The organism is Flintibacter porci, from assembly GCF_041925195.1.
Taxonomy (GTDB): domain Bacteria; phylum Bacillota; class Clostridia; order Oscillospirales; family Oscillospiraceae; genus Lawsonibacter; species Lawsonibacter porci.
Genome location: NZ_JBHEVB010000012.1, coordinates 23396 through 37651 on the forward strand (window position 1 = coordinate 23396; position 14256 = coordinate 37651).

The following is a 14256-nucleotide window of genomic DNA, read 5'->3' on the forward strand; positions in this document are numbered from 1 at the left end:
TTCCTCAACGCTCCGGAACGGCGGTGCTTCTTGCATGGTCTGTTCTGCGGCTTGCCGTATCTCCGGCGGTAAGCTCTGCCATTCGTCTTTCAAGATTGCTCACTTCCTTTCCACAGTCGATGATAAAGGCTGCCCGTTCCTCCATATCCGGGGAGAGCAGCACATCCAGCAGATAGTCCACATAGTCCTGCTTTTGCAGGGATTCCACAAACAAAGGGTGGAAATCCTCGTCTGGTGTGTTGGGGGCATAGTCCCGTTTCCAGCGGCGCAGCAGGTTTCGGTAATCACACAGCACCCGGAAGCAGTAACGCTCCATGCGGCGAAACCGCTGTTCCGGGGTTTCCTGCGGTGGTTTCCTGTGGCTGGGCGGCTCCTTGTCCTCATAGGGGATGGAAAACTCCTGTGCCAGCATAAGGGCGGCTTCCTTGGGGCTGACAGCTTCCAGACGGGAAACAAAGTCGATCACATCCCCGTCTGCCTGACAGCCGAAACAGTGAAAGCGCCGGTCAACCTTCATGCTTGGGTTTTTGTCGGCATGGAAGGGACAGACGCACATCCCGTTTCGTCCCACCCGGATTCCGAAATGCTCGGCAGCCTGCCGGGTGGTAACAGACTGCTTGACAGCTTCAAATACATTCAACTAAATCCTCCTGAAAATAAGAAAAGCGCCTGTCATTCTCGAAAAGAAAATGGTAAGCGCCTGTTAAAGTTCCATATCCTGTTTTTTCTCTGTGCGGGGCTGCTGGCGTTTCTCGGCCTGTTCCTCCTGGATACGCTGTGCCCGGCCTTTGACTGCCTGCTGGATGGACGGTTTCTTGCCCGGCTCGGCAGTCTGGCGGTACTGCTCGGACGGAAGCACCTGATTGAGCCAGTGGCGTACATCCCGGAGAATCTTCACATCCTCCTGCACCGCTGATAGGCGCTCCTTATACTCGGCCACTTCTCCGGCAAGCTGCGTTCGTTCCTCATTCAGCTTTTTGGTGCTGTACTTGGTTCCCTCCAAATGCACCTTGAAATAGCGGACAGCGGCATTGTAGGCGTCCAGTTCGTCCCGATGGGCGGCGGCAAACTGTTCCTTTGGTTTCTTAAACCGGATGGCGGCATATTCCGCATGAACCGGCTTGTGGGCTTCAAAGTTGGCGATATGGGAAAGCAGGGTGTCGATCTCCTTCATGCGTTTTTCCTTCGGCTTCATCTCTGCCCGGATGGAAACGACCTGCCCGCTGACGGTATCCAGATAGGCGTCCAAACTCTCCACGGTGGACAGTTCCTTGTCCCGCAGATAGCGGATGGCGTCCATAACCTTGTTGAAGTCATTTACAGTGCCTTTGAGCTGGCCTTTGCTCGTCCAGCCGGTGCGCTCCTCCCGGCGCAAATCCAGATATTTGCCCAGCAGCTCCGGCAGGGTGGGTTCCTTCGCTTCCTGCAAGGCTTCCAGCAGGGCGGCCTTTTTCTCCTTCAGGTCTGCAATCCAGCCTTTCAGGTGGCGCACCATCTGACGGATGGACTGCATGAGCCGGTTGGCGGCGGTAATGTCCCGGTTCAGATTGCCAATGTTGGTCTGTATCCCTCGTTTCTCCATCTGGCTGACCGCTGGCCCCATGTGGACAGTGGGGATTTTATCAAGCCCCTGCCGCTCATAGGAACGAAGGTCAAGGCGCTCCGGGCGATCATTGGCTTCCAGATAGCGGTTAGCGACAGCCGCCCAGCCCTGCCGCCAGATCTCGCCGTACTTCTGGTCGTTCCAGTCCACGGTGTCCTCCTTATGGCTTTTCCAGTTGCCGGACGGGAGCCGGATACGCTCGCCGTTCTCGTCAAGGTCATACACTTTCCGGCTCTTGGGAAGCCATTTCCCGTTTTCGTCCATTGCCCGCATGGTCAGCAGGATGTGAGCGTGGGGATTCCCGTCCCCCTTGTCGTGAATGGCAAAATCGGCAATCATGCCTTTGGAAACGAAAAACTCCCGGCAATAGTCCCGGATCAGGTCGGCGTGCTGCTCCGGGGGGATTTCCCTCGGTATGGCAAGCACGATTCTCCGGGCAAGCTGGGAGTTCCATTGTTTTTCTACGGCTTCGGCAGCGTTCCACAAGGTGTTGCGGTCTGCGTACTCCGGCGGGGCGTGGGGCGGCAGCATGATTTCTGTGTGGACGATCCCTCGTTTCTCGGCATAGTATTTCTGCTTCTGGTCGTACTCGGAAAACAGCCGTTCGCCGCTCTGGTAAGCTGCGGCGGCTACGGCTGACTGGCGGTTGCTGCGCTGAACGATTTTTATATCATGGTGGGGACAGGGCATAACGGTTTCCTCCTTCCTGTGGTTGATTGGATGGGGTGGTGGTTTGCCACCTCATTTTGGGCAAAAGAAAAGCAGGAAACCGTTTCGGATTTCCTGCTTGGTGGGGCCACCGGTGGGCGGCTACTATTTAGTTACATTTCTTTATCAAACTTGAAGCGATAGTAGAGAGCAAAGCCATGAACGAGAAGATATGCAAAAACAAGCAGAAGTACAGCAACCATATCTATCCCCATAAGGGCAAATGATAACATTAAAGCCCCAAAAACAAAGGTCATCATATCAAACGCTTTTCCCTTAGCCCGGTTTGCAATCGCCACATTACGCTCGTCATTTTTTTCAATATCCAGTTGCCTTTTTAATTCGGGGTAACTATTAATGGCCCGTTCAGAAATCACATTTCCCATACCATGTCCAAACAAGCCACACCCAATGCCAATACAGACATAGGGTAATGTTCTCATTATTCCCTGCGGATCATTGCTTGTTTTAATTAGGTACAAGCTCACTGCCAGCAGAAGCAATCCTATAATGATAGTTGCATGATTTGTAATTTTAGATTTCATTGTCCATCCTCCTCATAAATAAAAATTTCCTCAATCGTCATATGAAAGTATCGGGCAATTTTGAACGCCAACTGAATAGACGGATTGTAGCGCCCGTTTTCTAAAGAGCCGATTGTTTGGCGTGATACTTCCAAGGCGCTTGCCAATTCTTCTTGCTTGATTCCTCGCTGTTTGCGGAGTTCTTCCAGTCGATTTTTCATGCGAACCTCCTTTCTAATGGAAAGTTTGCTTTCCGTGTTTTTAGTATATCACATCCATCCGAAATGTCAAGCAAACTTTCCATCTTGCTCGTCATAAAATTATAGAACTTGCTGGACGGGAACAGCTTGCAGCGCAAGGTGTTTCCGGGCGGCAAGTCCACAAAGGGGTAGCTGGCGCAGCCAGCGCAGGGGAAGCGCAGCGTCCCCTGTGATGATTGGAAGCAGTCGCAAGTGTGCTGGAAATCATCCGCTTTCCGCAGGAAGCCCCCGGCAGGGCGCAACGCACCGGCTCGACCGGTGTATAGTTGCGCCCTTACTCCGTAAGGGGTTCCCCGGTTACCCGACATTTCACGCTTTCCGCAACAACTTCCTTCATGCCAGTTTGGGAAAATGCCTGTTTGAGAATGTCCATCACATCATCGTCCGTCAGCACTTCCGGCCTTATCAGGAAACTTTCCAGCATAGCCCCTCTGGTGCAGAGCCGGTGCGTCCGTTCCTTCCGGGTAAGCTGTTTTATCTGATGTGCCAGTATCTTTTCTTCGTGCTGCGCCCGCCGCAGTTTGGCTTCGCCTTGGGCAATTTGCTGATTGAGTTTTTCCAGCTTTTCATTCATCACGGCAGCCCTCCTTCTTGGGGAGCAGCGTGTAAATGCGGTTCGGTTCTCCCACGCCCCGGCGCACCCGAAGGATCAGTCCGGCGTCCTCCAATTCTTTCAAGGAACGCTTGACGGTCACGGAGCTGCGGGACAAGGCCGCTGCCAGCTCCACAATGGGGAAACGGACAAACAGTATCCCGTTGGTATCCTCCGCACCTCCCGTAAGGGTAGCGTCCAGCAGGCGGGCATACATGACTTTTGCGGTGCTGCTGACCGGCAGCCGTAGCATGGCGGTAGGAAGTGGCATACAGGGCGGCAGAACGGTGTCTGCGGTCATAAATTCAAATTCCATTTAGTCGGTTTTCTCCTTTCGCTTGGCTCGTTTGGACAGGTAATGGGGGCAGTCGATCACGACAGCCCGGAAGCTCTGTTTGCACTCATGCTGACACTTCCGGCACAGGTCGTTGTAGGCCACACGCCCCCGGTCATTGAGGAAGAAGGACAGCTCCAACTTCCGTTTCTTGCTCATTCTCGGCATGGTGCCTCCTATCATAGAAAATCCGTCCATTTCAGCCGTAACGGTAGAGATGGGCGGATAGCGGTTTTTGGTGTCATGTTTCGGGGCGATTTTCAAGGAAAATACGGCCATAGAGCCGCTTGGAAAAGCCCCATAGTATCACGGACAGGGCAGACTACGCCCCGCCGATTTGTCATGTTTGGGTAGCGTTTTGGTGTCAGTTCTGCCGGGTTTCCCTGATGTCGTTCCTGCCCCTGAATCTCACAGCAGCGTTTCGTTCCCGTTGGTACGCTCGCTGCGGTCAAGGTTCCTCCAACTCCTTGCCGCAGGTCGTTGCGCTACATCGCCGGGGAGCATATCCCATCAGGCCGGTCATTCGATTGGAATAATCCATCGATGAACTGACTTAATCATAGCTCATTTTTGAACCCTTTCCCGTATGTCCAGAAAGTAGGAATACCGCCCTAAAATCGAAAATTTCCACGATTTCGGAACGGTATGGTATAATGGTTATATATGCTCGAAAACCACATGGGAAGGGAGTGGCAAACCAATGAAAGACCATGTTTCCTTGCAGGAACGCTTGAAAGATTTACGGGTGGAAAAGGGCTTGAAGCTGGAAGAACTGGCGGAAAAGACCGGCATTTCAAAATCTGCTTTAGCCAGCTATGAAAATGAAGAAAACCGAAATAAGGAAATCAATCACGGCAACCTTATCGCATTGGCAGACTTTTATGAGGTGTCCATTGACTATCTGTTCTGCCGGACAGAAAACCGGGAGCAGATCAACACCCCGCTGTCTGAACTGCACTTGACCGATGAAGCCGTGGCGCTTCTGAAAAGTGGACGGATCAATACCCGGCTGCTGTGCGAGATGATGTCCCACGAAAAATTTGCGGAGCTGATGGCTGACGCAGAAATCTATGTGGATGGAATGGCTACCATGCGGTTCCATGACATCAACAGTGCGCTGGCCGCTGTCCGGGCAATGATACTGGAAGAGCATCCCGAAGCTGCCGCAGACCGTTCCCTGAAAATTCTGGAAGCCGGTCAGATAGAGGAAGAAGATTTTTTCTGTCATGTGACACACAAAACATGGGACGCTATCCTTCACGATATACGCAAAGTCCATGAGAACGACATGGAGAGTGCGCCGGATACCACGCCCGCCGATGAACTGATAAAGGAAGTCCGAAAGGCCATGCAATCCACCGGCGACAGGGTGCAGGAATTTCTGGAAATCTTCTGCAAGGCGTTCCAGCTAAAATACAAGCGGCTCACAGACGAGGAAAGAACAACCCTGAAAAGGCTGTTCAAAAGATCGCCGCTGATTAAAAATTCCGGGATCAACTTCCGGCGCAGGCCGTGGAAATAAAAACAGCCGTTGTGGGATTGGCTCCTACAACGGCTATTTTTTGTTAAAGATAAAACCAGAAACACTTAAAGCTGCTATAACAGACGAAACACCCGGAACAGGAATCACTTCAATTGAATTTTTTAGTGCTTCACTAATTAAAATACTTCCCGGATCAGATATACATGGAGTTCCAGCATCAGATACCAACGCTATACTAATATCTTTTTGCAAAATTAATTCAATCAATTTAGTTGCTTGTTCTTTTTCATTAAATTTATGATATGCAACCAATTTAGTGCTAATATTGTATTTATTCAACAAAATTAATGTTCTTCTTGTATCTTCTGATGCTATGATGTCTACTGCCTTAAGTGTTTCAATAGCTCGTAAAGTAATATCACTCAAATTTCCTATCGGTGTTGCCACTACATATATTTTTCCCATTATAATCTCCACAATTATTTTTTTATAACAAACATAATTTCATTAAAATATGCCTTTCTAAATATAATCTCCATCTGACTATTTTCAATATATTTTGTCATCATGTTTTCATAATAGTCCTTCATTCCAACATTCTTTCCGGATATCGATTTTGTAGGAAATGTAATAATAAAAAATTTAGAATTTATTTGTTCTATTATAGAACGGAAATATCCTTTTTTTTGTTGCTCTAATAATGGAACGATTTTAAATAAAAAAACAACATCCCATTCTCCATTGGGAATATCACATAAAATATCGCCTCCATAGATTTTGGCTTGCAAATCATACAACGATAATATTTTATTCACCAATTCAATATTATCTAAATTTATATCTGTCGCTTCATATCTTACTCTGCTATCAAAGTTGTCGGACAGAACATACGCTACTGGATTTAGCCCACAAGCTATATCCAATATAGAATTAACATTTCCCACCACTCGGAAAATATCATTATAGAATTCTTTATAAAAACTACTCCTTTCTTTTGTAGATATATGTAATAATAACAACTGCTCTATCATTTCTGTTGAAATATGTCCATCATTATCAATGCATTTTTTAATACTGGCAATTTTATTTGCATTAGCTATCGATAAAAATGATTCAGAAATGATATGCAATCTTTTTTTTGACGACCTTAATATATCTTTGTCTTTTTTGTACTTTATACTTTCTTCATTACAAATTCTATTGATCGTTTCAGGGATTATATTTGAATATTTTTTTGATGTCATCACTGTTTGTACAATATTTTCTATAGACATAGGCGTTCCTTCTTTCACGATTTTCTTAATTTCTCCATTAAGTTTGTATAAAATCTCAAATTATGTATTGTTGCTAACCTATAAGCTAATGGATCATTGATTTTGAAAAGATGCCTCAAATAAGCTCTTGAATAATTCGTTGACATATTCAAATTTTATCTCATACTTGCCATACCACATGGGATGAACAGAAAGAATAACTCGTAATTTATGACTTCGTTTTAATCTCCGATAAACGGAAATTTATTAAAGAGGATTGTTCCAGTATTCCACAGTATTTCCGTTCACATCATAAAAAGTAATGGTACCAGCATTTATAGGCAAGACAATCGCAAAAGGTTTATTGCTATCAATAGAAATCCCCTGAATGGAGTTGCCATCATCTATTTGTAGTTGTGTTACCTGCTGTTGATTCATAGAAATAAATGCTCGTTCTTTATATTCCTCTACTGTGAACTCTACAATTCCCCTTTCAACTCCTGAAAGGCTCCCGCCACCACGAAAGAAATATCCAAAGGAGAGCCCTGGACGATTAACATAGACGGAAAAAGTGTGGTCACTCATATCCTGGGGATAAGAAATATATGCAGCCATCGTGTCGGAAACACTTCCATCAACTGTCCAATCATCCTTAATCTTTTGCGACGAGCGAATATCCGCTTCTAAATTGGTTGAAGTCACACCAATATCATTGTTGGCATAAAGAAATCCAACAAACAAAGCGCAAACGAGAACAACCCCAAGCATTATTTTCAGAAAAATCTTTTTCATGTAATCACACGCTCCTTCAACTTTGTATTTGTCACCCTTTTTCAGCGGTACTTTCATCCTGCTCCAATTCAATCACATCTGAAATATCACAATTCAGAGCATTACAAATTCTCAGTAGGGTTTCCATGCTGATGTGTTTTCCCTTGCCCATGTTGGCAATCATGTTGGTTGTCAGACCGGCGGCAAGCCGCAAGTCCTCTTTTCTCATGCCACGCTCTTTCAAAGTGTTCCATAATGGCTGATAGCTGATGTTCATAGGCTTCCCGTCCCTCTTTCCATCGTTAAGTGTTCTGCACCCATTATAGCAGAAATCTTGCGTTTCCACAATATTTCTTGACCACACCGCCGGTTCCGTCTGGATTGTGCTTTTCCTTTCTTAGCTTTTGTTACATCTAATTAGCCATAAGCTGCTTCATACCCTGGCTTTTTGCTGATGTGCGATAAAGAAGTAATAGAAGTGTAAAAAATTTTGCCGTTCCTATCCGGCACTTGGCCATTGTGTCGGATAGGTCGGGCGTTAGGCTTCGGGCAAGTCAATTTTGCCGACAAAGCTGTAATAAATCTCAATGTCCTGCCTGCGGGTGCCGTTCTCGTCATAGCTGCACTCATGCACGACGATTTTCTCAATCATTTCCCGCAAGAGGGTGGGTGTCAATTCCTCAAAGGCAAGGTGCTTGCGGACAATCCCCATGAATTTCTCGGCGTTAACGGTGGCCGCCTGCGACTTGTCCAGTTCCGCCTGCAATGCGGCGGTGCGGTCTTTCAGTTCCCGCTGCTCCTGCTCATAGTCTGCCGACAGTTCCATGAAACGCTCGTCGCTGATTTTGCCGTTCACATTGTCCTCATACAGCCGCTTGATAATGCGGCTCACTTCGGCAATCCGCTCCTGCGCCTGTTCAAGCTGCTTGGTGGCTGCGGCGGTCTTTCTCTTGCCGCCGATTTCGTTCTGCTGGATCAGCAGCTTTACAAAACGGCTCTCGTGCCTGGCAGCATACTCCGTCACTTGCCGGAGATTGGAGAGGACACCGGCGGTCAGCAGGTCGGTGCGGATAAAGTGCGCCGTACAGTCGCGGGTGCGCTTCTTGTAGCTGCCGCAGATGTAACAGTCCTGCTTGCGGTTCTTGTTCTGATACCGCTGCTGGTACATCACATGGCCGCAGTCGGCGCAGAACAGCATACCAGAGAACAGCCCCACTTCGTCATAGCGGTTCGGGCGTTTGCGCTGCTTGCGTAACTCCTGCACACGCTCCCATGTTTCCGTGTCAATAATCGGCTCATGGTGGTTCTCAAAAATGGCCTGCTTCTCAATGGGATTTTCTACGCTGTGCTTGGTCTTGTAAGAGGGCTTTTCCGTCTTGAAGTTTACCAGACAGCCGGTGTACTCCCGGTTTTCGAGGATATGAACGACGGTGTTCGTCGCCCATTTACACTCATAGCCGGGGTGGTAGCGGCGTGTGCTGCCTGTCCTGCGGTATTCCAGCGTCCCCGGCGTGGGGATTTGCTGTTCCGTCAGCATACGGGCAATCTTGGTCGGGCCGTTCCCCGCAAGGCAAAGCTGGTAAATCTGCTGGACAACCGGCGCGGTTTCCTCGTCAACGATATAGTTCTCGTCCTCGTCCATGAGGTAGCCATACACCGGCTTGCTGGTAACGGGCTTGCCGCTCATGCCTTTTGCTCTTTTAACTGCCTTGATTTTCTTGCTCGTATCTCTCACCAGCCATTCGTTGAACAGATTTCGCAGAGGGGTAAAATCATTGTCCATGCCGCCGTTTGCGCTGTCCACATTGTCGTTGACAGCGATAAAACGCACGCCCTTTTGAGGGAACAGCATTTCCGTGTAAAACCCTACCTGCAAGTAGTTTCGCCCTAACCGGCTCATGTCCTTGACAATGACCGTACCAACTTTCCCGGCTTCAATGTCCGCAAGCATGGCTTGAAATCCGGGCCGCTGGAAGTTCGCGCCGGAATAACCGTCGTCGGTGTACCAGCGCAGATTGGTAAAGCCGTTCTGTTTTGCGTAGGTTTCGAGTATCCTTTTTTGGTTCGATATGGAATTACTCTCGCCTTGCAGCTCGTCCTCATGGGACAATCTCGGATAAAGGGCGGTAATGAGGTTTTGGGTGGCTTGTCTTAACATAAAATCCTCCGTTTCCGACAGCCAGCCCCACTATTCCGTGGTTTCATTGTACCACGGAACAGCGGGGGCTGTACAGCGGCAAAAGCGTTAAATTTGCTTCTTTACAGTCGGTCAAATTGCCGGTTTTTGCGTAGCAGCGGCTTCCGCTTCCAGTACCCGCGCCATTTTGTCGGCGGCGGTGGTCGTGGTATCTTTCTTGAAATAGCCGGACACGACAAGGACGGAATTGCCCATGCGGATTTCCGTCACGCAGTCGGGGCGGCGGGCGGTGCGGGTGTCGTGCTGCTTGTTATCTGCCATAGGCAATACTCCTTTCAGTCGGTAATCAGTTTCTTCATGCTCTCCATTTTCCGCTTGGCGGTTTCCTGCCGGAAGTTGTCGCCGGTAAAGCGTACCGGGACGCACATGGAAAGCAGCCGGTCATAAATCCGGGAATGGGCGGTGTCCTCCGGGTTTCGCAGGTCGTCCAGCGTGAGGTTGGTCGTGACGATCAGCGGCTTGCCGCTGCGGTAACGGCTGTCAATCACATTGAAAACCTGTTCCAGCCCGTAGTCGGTGCCGCGTTCCATGCCAAAGTCGTCAAGGATCAGCAGCGGATAGCGGCAAAGGCGGGAAATGTACTCGTTGCGCCCCTCAAAGCTGGCGGCAAGGTCATTGAGGATCAGGGCAAAGTTCGTCATGTGGACGGGGATTTCTTTCTCCATGAGGGCGTTTGCGATACAGCCCGCAAGGTAGCTTTTCCCGGTTCCTACGCCGCCCCAGAACAGGCAGCCGATATTGTCTGTCCGCATATCCTCCCAATGCTCCACATACCGGCGGGCAAGCCCGGCCTGCGGGTTCCTGCCGTTGTCATTCTCGAAAGTCCAGTCCCGCATGGCGGGGTCGGTAAAGCCCCGGCGTTTCAGTTCTTCCACGGTGTCAAGGTGCCTGCGCCGCTTTTCGGCGGCTTCCCGTTCCTCGCGGGCGGTTTTCTGGCAGTCGCACTCTGCCGGGTGGCGGTCGCGCCCGAAGATAGCGGCCTTATCCGGCGCAAAATAGGCTTCTTTCGGCTTGCGGCACTTGCCGCAGTACAGCAAACCGTCCTCGCCGGTGTAGTCCTCCGGCTCCGGGGTGGTGGCCGTCATATTCTCCAAAACAGCGTTGATTTCGTTCTTCATAAACTCTCGCCCTCCTTGCATGAGTAGTCTGGTATGCCCTTTTTCGGGGCTTTCTTAGTTGCCTCCTCCTGCGCCCATTTGTAGATGGTGGCGGCATGGCTCTTGTATCGCTTGCCGCTGGACGCGATATGGCAGGATAGCCGGTCAATGTAATAGTCCCATTTGCCGGGCAGGTCTGCTTTCAGCCCGTCCAGTTCCGATTGCGAAAGAAAAACATTTTCATACCGGCCATAGGCGGCGCGGGCGGGTTGTCCCGTATCTAACTCTCGCTCTCTCTCTTTTTCTATCTCTTTCTCTATCTCTATCTCTGGTGGACAAATGTCCGCTTGATATGGTGGACATTTGTCCGCCCCGGCCTTTGGCAAGGCTTTCTGCTCCTGCAAAGCCAGCCTTGCCCGCCGTTTTCGCTCCCCCTCGGTAGAGGATTGGCCGATCAGTAGTTCAATGTTGCTCATATACAGTGCGCCGTTCTGTAACGGCTCCACAAGCCCCAGCTTCATAAAAATCTGCAAGGCCCGTTCTACGGTGCCGACTTGCTGACGGGTAATGGTGGCAATCATCTGCGCGGTGTAGGGGATATTTTCATCAAGCTGCAACTTCCCGCCGTTTTTCAGCGATTTCAGGTACAGTTTCAAGAGGATGTTGGAATAGAGGATACCGTCCTGCATACTTTCCAGCAGCACAATGGCGTCCTCGTCAAAGTAATTCTCTTTCAGCTTGAGGTAGTAGTATTTTCGGTTGTCTGACATGGTTCCTCCTTTGGGTGGATTTGGGGTGTTTGTACGCATTTAGAACGCCGTTTCCGGGGGAAAAGGATAAATGTATCGCGTACCCTTTGACACCCACGAAAAAAGCCTTGATTTATGCGGGTTTGAAAGGCTCTAAAGCGTGACATCTCTGCCTTTGTTTCCGCTTTCTCTCGGCGGCGCGGATTTTCTTCATGCGCCCGGCGCAGTCGGGGCAGTATTTCCCCCGGTTGGATTTGGGGACAAAGGCCGCTCCGCAGACGGCACACCGTTTCCGGCTCCCCCGGTATAAGAGGGCTGCGGACAGCTCCCCGTCAAGGGGCAGGACAGCCACACGGAACCAGCGGCACATGAGGGAAAGGGAAATGCTCTGGACGCACACGCAAGGCTCCCCGTCGTCTAACAGCAGGCAGTTCCCCTCGTCGTAGTTACAGCACTCATGTACCAGCCGCCGCGCCCGCCGGTGCTGGCGGTAGTCCATGCGGGGCAGGTTATCGCTCATGGCTCTGCTCCTTTCTGCGGTGCGGCTCGTCCCGGCGCAAAATCTGGTTGATATTCCGCTTGACGGTCTGCAACTCCTTGAACCGCTGCTTCTGTTCGTGATAGGTGTTATACAGGCCGTCTTTCTCGGAGATAAGCTGCTCGATCTCGGCCTGCAACGCTTTCCGGGCGGGCAGCTTGGTAATGCCATGCGCCTTGAAATACCGGGGGGCTGCGTCGGCTATGATAAAATCGCTCTCATGGGCCTGCCGGTATGCGGCGCGGGCTTTCTCGGATTTCTGCGCTTTCAACCCGTCGCGGGCGGGCTTGGTCTGGGCGTAGGCCAACACCTGCCGCTGCAACTCCTTTTTCCCTTGCAGCTTGGTTTCCAGTGCTTTCAGTTCGCCGCTGGTCTGGCGCATTTCCGCATAGGCGGTATCAACGGCGGCTTCTAACTGCTCCGGGGAAGTAAAGCCGTACTGCTGGTAGACGGACAGCGTTTTGGCGGCCTGCTTCAGATTGTGTATCTTCGCCCAGCGTTCATAGCCCCGGCCTTTGCCCTCGGCCATTTTCTGCTCAATGTCCACAAGCCGCTGCACTCCGTCCTGTTTGGGGGCGGTTTGAGGGGCTTTTGCGGGCTGTATGCCGCGTTTCTCCTGCCAGGGGTATTCAGGTATGGCTGCGGCCTTTTCTATGGCTCTGGCGGCATTCTGCTCCAAAACGGCAAGGACGGCGGTGCGGTCAAAATCGTCGCCCAGCTTCCGGGCGGTGATGGGCTTTGTCCTGTCCGGCGTGAGATAGGACAGCCGCCCCCGGCTCTCCTTGACGGTCACACCCTCCCGCAGCAGCAGAGAGGAAAACTCGTCAAAGCTGGCGGCGGTGGCAAGGGCTTTCCGTATGGTCTGCCGCAGCTTTTCCTTGTTCGTTTCAAACTTGGTCTGCCGGGGCGTGATACCATCGGCAATCATGGGGGCGTTCTGCTTGTCCAGCGCGGCTTGTCCCTTTTTCTGCGCCCAATACTCCCGGTCGGTGATGCGGTTCTTGCTGCCGTTCAAGAGGTCGATTTGGTAAAGCCCCTCCCGGTGGCACATCTCCATGACTTCGGATTTGAAGTAGCGCAGGGCAGCGTCGGTACATCGGTGCTTGCAGCCGGCTTTCGTGTCGGCTGGCCTGTCCATGTAGGGCAGGAACGGCACTTCCTCAATCCGCAGGCTGTTTATGACGATATGCACATGAATGTTGCCGCTGTGGTTATGCCCGTCCGGGTGGGTGCAGACAAGGGCTTGGTGGCCGGGGAAATGTTCTTTACAGAATTGCTCCCCCAACGCCTGCGCCCGGTCTACGGTCAGGCCGTTGTCCGGCCCGTCCCGCGGGTCAAAGCTGATGATGTAGTGGTGGCTTTTCACATCTTCCCGCCGCTGGTTTTTCTCATAGCGGAGATTGGCCCGCATACACGCAACGGCAAAATCCTCCCCGCCGCAGTTCAGCGTAGACAGCCGGTAGTCCTCGCGGGGGATAAGCCTGCCGGTTTCATCAAGGACGGGCTTCATGGTAAATTCGTCATGCTCAAAGAGCAGGTATTGTTCGGCGGCTCCGTAGTCGGCGTTTTTAGAGTTGATATGTTTGAGTGTTGCCAACCGCGTCACCTACTTTCTTTAAGACTTCATACTTGAGGGCGGCAAGGTCGGCTATGGCGGCGCGTACCTCGCCGGACAACGCATGATAGGGCGCGCCGTACTCGTTCAGATACCGGGCAATCTGGTTGAGGTTGCCGCCGATCCTGCCGTACTCGGCTGCGAGCTTCCCGACAGCGGAGAGCAGTTCGTCATTGACCGACGACACATGGAGTACGGGGCGTATGGTGGTACGCCGGATCGCCTGCCGGAGAAATTCCGACTGGCTGATACCATAGGGCGCAAGCCGCGCTGTGAAGTCGGCGTATTCATCTTCGGTCAGCCGGGTTTTCACAACGCGGCTGCGGTGGGGTGTGTTGTATTTTTTTCGCATGGTCGTGACCTCCTTTCTTGCCGCATGAGCGCGGCGGGGATAAGCGGCGCAAGCCGCATAGCAGGGTTTGGGGAAGGCACTCCCCAACAAGTTTCCCGCGAGGGGCAAAACCGCAGAATTGCGGATTTTGGCACCGTGGTAGAAACTTGCTCTAAGTAAGCCGCAGACTGGCCCTGTCCG

Annotated in this window: 19 protein-coding genes and 1 pseudogene; 1 reads left to right on the forward strand and 19 read right to left on the reverse strand. The window is 51.1% G+C overall.

The genetic code is table 11. The features are described from left to right. Positions 1 to 4: 4 nt before the first annotated feature. The 7 genes from ACEVJL_RS12480 to ACEVJL_RS12510 all read right to left on the reverse strand — a co-directional run bounded on the left by ACEVJL_RS12480 (position 5) and on the right by ACEVJL_RS12510 (position 4189). Entirely contained in the window at positions 5 to 640 is a 636-nt protein-coding gene (locus ACEVJL_RS12480) for a CHC2 zinc finger domain-containing protein (RefSeq protein ID WP_103900339.1), read from the reverse strand. Positions 641 to 703: 63 nt separating this feature from the next. Further along, the gene (gene mobQ / locus ACEVJL_RS12485) at positions 704 to 2293 is read right to left on the reverse strand and encodes a MobQ family relaxase (protein WP_108817229.1); all 1590 of its coding nucleotides are present in this window, start codon (positions 2291 to 2293) and stop codon (positions 704 to 706) included. Positions 2294 to 2424: 131 nt separating this feature from the next. Continuing rightward, positions 2425 to 2856 carry a DUF6442 family protein gene (locus tag ACEVJL_RS12490; RefSeq protein WP_103900358.1) on the reverse strand — a complete coding sequence of 144 codons (432 nt, stop codon included), beginning with the start codon at positions 2854 to 2856 and terminating at the stop codon, positions 2425 to 2427. Next, positions 2853 to 3056, reverse strand: a complete 204-nt coding sequence (locus ACEVJL_RS12495) for a helix-turn-helix transcriptional regulator (RefSeq protein WP_103900359.1) — start codon at positions 3054 to 3056, stop codon at positions 2853 to 2855. Before ACEVJL_RS12495 ends, ACEVJL_RS12490 begins: the two co-directional genes overlap by 4 nt. 313 nt (positions 3057 to 3369) lie before the next feature. Continuing rightward, entirely contained in the window at positions 3370 to 3669 is a 300-nt protein-coding gene (locus tag ACEVJL_RS12500; protein ID WP_180334952.1) for a DUF3847 domain-containing protein, read from the reverse strand. Next, entirely contained in the window at positions 3662 to 4003 is a 342-nt protein-coding gene (locus tag ACEVJL_RS12505; protein WP_108817227.1) for a DeoR family transcriptional regulator, read from the reverse strand. Before ACEVJL_RS12505 ends, ACEVJL_RS12500 begins: the two co-directional genes overlap by 8 nt. Continuing rightward, on the reverse strand, positions 4004 to 4189 hold the full coding sequence (locus ACEVJL_RS12510) for a hypothetical protein (RefSeq protein ID WP_044930770.1): 186 nt from the start codon (positions 4187 to 4189) through the stop codon (positions 4004 to 4006). A gap of 532 nt (positions 4190 to 4721) precedes the next feature. Between ACEVJL_RS12510 and ACEVJL_RS12515 the strand changes: the two genes are divergently transcribed. Next, positions 4722 to 5543: a helix-turn-helix domain-containing protein gene (locus tag ACEVJL_RS12515; RefSeq protein WP_108817225.1), complete on the forward strand. Its 822-nt coding sequence runs from the start codon at positions 4722 to 4724 to the stop codon at positions 5541 to 5543. A gap of 33 nt (positions 5544 to 5576) precedes the next feature. Here ACEVJL_RS12515 and rsmI read toward each other — a convergent pair whose 3' ends face one another. The 12 genes and pseudogenes from rsmI to ACEVJL_RS12575 form a co-directional block, all read right to left on the reverse strand. Beyond that, positions 5577 to 5969 (reverse strand): 16S rRNA (cytidine(1402)-2'-O)-methyltransferase, encoded by a 393-nt coding sequence (rsmI, locus tag ACEVJL_RS12520; protein ID WP_103900326.1) that lies wholly within the window; start codon positions 5967 to 5969, stop codon positions 5577 to 5579. Positions 5970 to 5983: 14 nt separating this feature from the next. Next, positions 5984 to 6778: a class I SAM-dependent methyltransferase gene (locus ACEVJL_RS12525; RefSeq protein ID WP_103900327.1), complete on the reverse strand. Its 795-nt coding sequence runs from the start codon at positions 6776 to 6778 to the stop codon at positions 5984 to 5986. A gap of 17 nt (positions 6779 to 6795) precedes the next feature. Next, positions 6796 to 6915, reverse strand: a pseudogene (locus ACEVJL_RS12530) (tRNA guanosine(34) transglycosylase Tgt); the annotation flags it as partial. A 109-nt stretch (positions 6916 to 7024) separates the two neighbouring features. Further along, positions 7025 to 7549: a hypothetical protein gene (locus ACEVJL_RS12535; protein ID WP_108817224.1), complete on the reverse strand. Its 525-nt coding sequence runs from the start codon at positions 7547 to 7549 to the stop codon at positions 7025 to 7027. Between the two features lie 31 nt (positions 7550 to 7580). Then, positions 7581 to 7874 (reverse strand): helix-turn-helix domain-containing protein, encoded by a 294-nt coding sequence (locus tag ACEVJL_RS12540; protein WP_425461123.1) that lies wholly within the window; start codon positions 7872 to 7874, stop codon positions 7581 to 7583. A gap of 192 nt (positions 7875 to 8066) precedes the next feature. Next, positions 8067 to 9686 (reverse strand): recombinase family protein, encoded by a 1620-nt coding sequence (locus ACEVJL_RS12545; RefSeq protein WP_074754402.1) that lies wholly within the window; start codon positions 9684 to 9686, stop codon positions 8067 to 8069. 111 nt (positions 9687 to 9797) lie between these two features. Then, entirely contained in the window at positions 9798 to 9986 is a 189-nt protein-coding gene (locus tag ACEVJL_RS12550) for a transposon-encoded TnpW family protein (protein WP_020995296.1), read from the reverse strand. A gap of 14 nt (positions 9987 to 10000) precedes the next feature. Continuing rightward, positions 10001 to 10843 carry an ATP-binding protein gene (locus ACEVJL_RS12555; protein WP_074754404.1) on the reverse strand — a complete coding sequence of 281 codons (843 nt, stop codon included), beginning with the start codon at positions 10841 to 10843 and terminating at the stop codon, positions 10001 to 10003. Next, positions 10840 to 11592, reverse strand: a complete 753-nt coding sequence (locus ACEVJL_RS12560) for a phage replisome organizer N-terminal domain-containing protein (protein ID WP_374738060.1) — start codon at positions 11590 to 11592, stop codon at positions 10840 to 10842. Before ACEVJL_RS12560 ends, ACEVJL_RS12555 begins: the two co-directional genes overlap by 4 nt. Before the next feature lie 112 nt (positions 11593 to 11704). After that, complete coding sequence (locus ACEVJL_RS12565) at positions 11705 to 12091, reverse strand: cysteine-rich VLP domain-containing protein (protein WP_004452819.1); 387 nt, start codon at positions 12089 to 12091, stop codon at positions 11705 to 11707. Next, the gene (locus ACEVJL_RS12570; protein WP_075704893.1) at positions 12081 to 13706 is read right to left on the reverse strand and encodes a relaxase/mobilization nuclease domain-containing protein; all 1626 of its coding nucleotides are present in this window, start codon (positions 13704 to 13706) and stop codon (positions 12081 to 12083) included. The genes ACEVJL_RS12565 and ACEVJL_RS12570 overlap by 11 nt, the downstream gene beginning before the upstream one ends. Further along, positions 13678 to 14076, reverse strand: a complete 399-nt coding sequence (locus ACEVJL_RS12575) for a plasmid mobilization protein (protein WP_002584975.1) — start codon at positions 14074 to 14076, stop codon at positions 13678 to 13680. Before ACEVJL_RS12575 ends, ACEVJL_RS12570 begins: the two co-directional genes overlap by 29 nt. Positions 14077 to 14256: the final 180 nt, after the last annotated feature.

Excerpts from the sequence above, each read along its gene's own strand:
- ACEVJL_RS12505 (WP_108817227.1), bottom strand. The coding sequence starts at position 4,003 with ATGGAATTTGAATTTATGACCGCAGACACCGTTCTGCCGCCCTGTATG.
- ACEVJL_RS12560 (WP_374738060.1), bottom strand. The coding sequence starts at position 11,592 with ATGTCAGACAACCGAAAATACTACTACCTCAAGCTGAAAGAGAATTAC.
- ACEVJL_RS12575 (WP_002584975.1), bottom strand. The coding sequence starts at position 14,076 with ATGCGAAAAAAATACAACACACCCCACCGCAGCCGCGTTGTGAAAACC.
- ACEVJL_RS12525 (WP_103900327.1), bottom strand. The coding sequence starts at position 6,778 with ATGTCTATAGAAAATATTGTACAAACAGTGATGACATCAAAAAAATAT.
- ACEVJL_RS12500 (WP_180334952.1), bottom strand. The coding sequence starts at position 3,669 with ATGAATGAAAAGCTGGAAAAACTCAATCAGCAAATTGCCCAAGGCGAA.
- ACEVJL_RS12515 (WP_108817225.1), top strand. The coding sequence starts at position 4,722 with ATGAAAGACCATGTTTCCTTGCAGGAACGCTTGAAAGATTTACGGGTG.
- mobQ (WP_108817229.1), bottom strand. The coding sequence starts at position 2,293 with ATGCCCTGTCCCCACCATGATATAAAAATCGTTCAGCGCAGCAACCGC.
- ACEVJL_RS12510 (WP_044930770.1), bottom strand. The coding sequence starts at position 4,189 with ATGCCGAGAATGAGCAAGAAACGGAAGTTGGAGCTGTCCTTCTTCCTC.
- ACEVJL_RS12555 (WP_074754404.1), bottom strand. The coding sequence starts at position 10,843 with ATGAAGAACGAAATCAACGCTGTTTTGGAGAATATGACGGCCACCACC.
- ACEVJL_RS12535 (WP_108817224.1), bottom strand. The coding sequence starts at position 7,549 with ATGAAAAAGATTTTTCTGAAAATAATGCTTGGGGTTGTTCTCGTTTGC.
- ACEVJL_RS12550 (WP_020995296.1), bottom strand. The coding sequence starts at position 9,986 with ATGGCAGATAACAAGCAGCACGACACCCGCACCGCCCGCCGCCCCGAC.
- ACEVJL_RS12490 (WP_103900358.1), bottom strand. The coding sequence starts at position 2,856 with ATGAAATCTAAAATTACAAATCATGCAACTATCATTATAGGATTGCTT.
- rsmI (WP_103900326.1), bottom strand. The coding sequence starts at position 5,969 with ATGGGAAAAATATATGTAGTGGCAACACCGATAGGAAATTTGAGTGAT.
- ACEVJL_RS12565 (WP_004452819.1), bottom strand. The coding sequence starts at position 12,091 with ATGAGCGATAACCTGCCCCGCATGGACTACCGCCAGCACCGGCGGGCG.
- ACEVJL_RS12545 (WP_074754402.1), bottom strand. The coding sequence starts at position 9,686 with ATGTTAAGACAAGCCACCCAAAACCTCATTACCGCCCTTTATCCGAGA.
- ACEVJL_RS12495 (WP_103900359.1), bottom strand. The coding sequence starts at position 3,056 with ATGAAAAATCGACTGGAAGAACTCCGCAAACAGCGAGGAATCAAGCAA.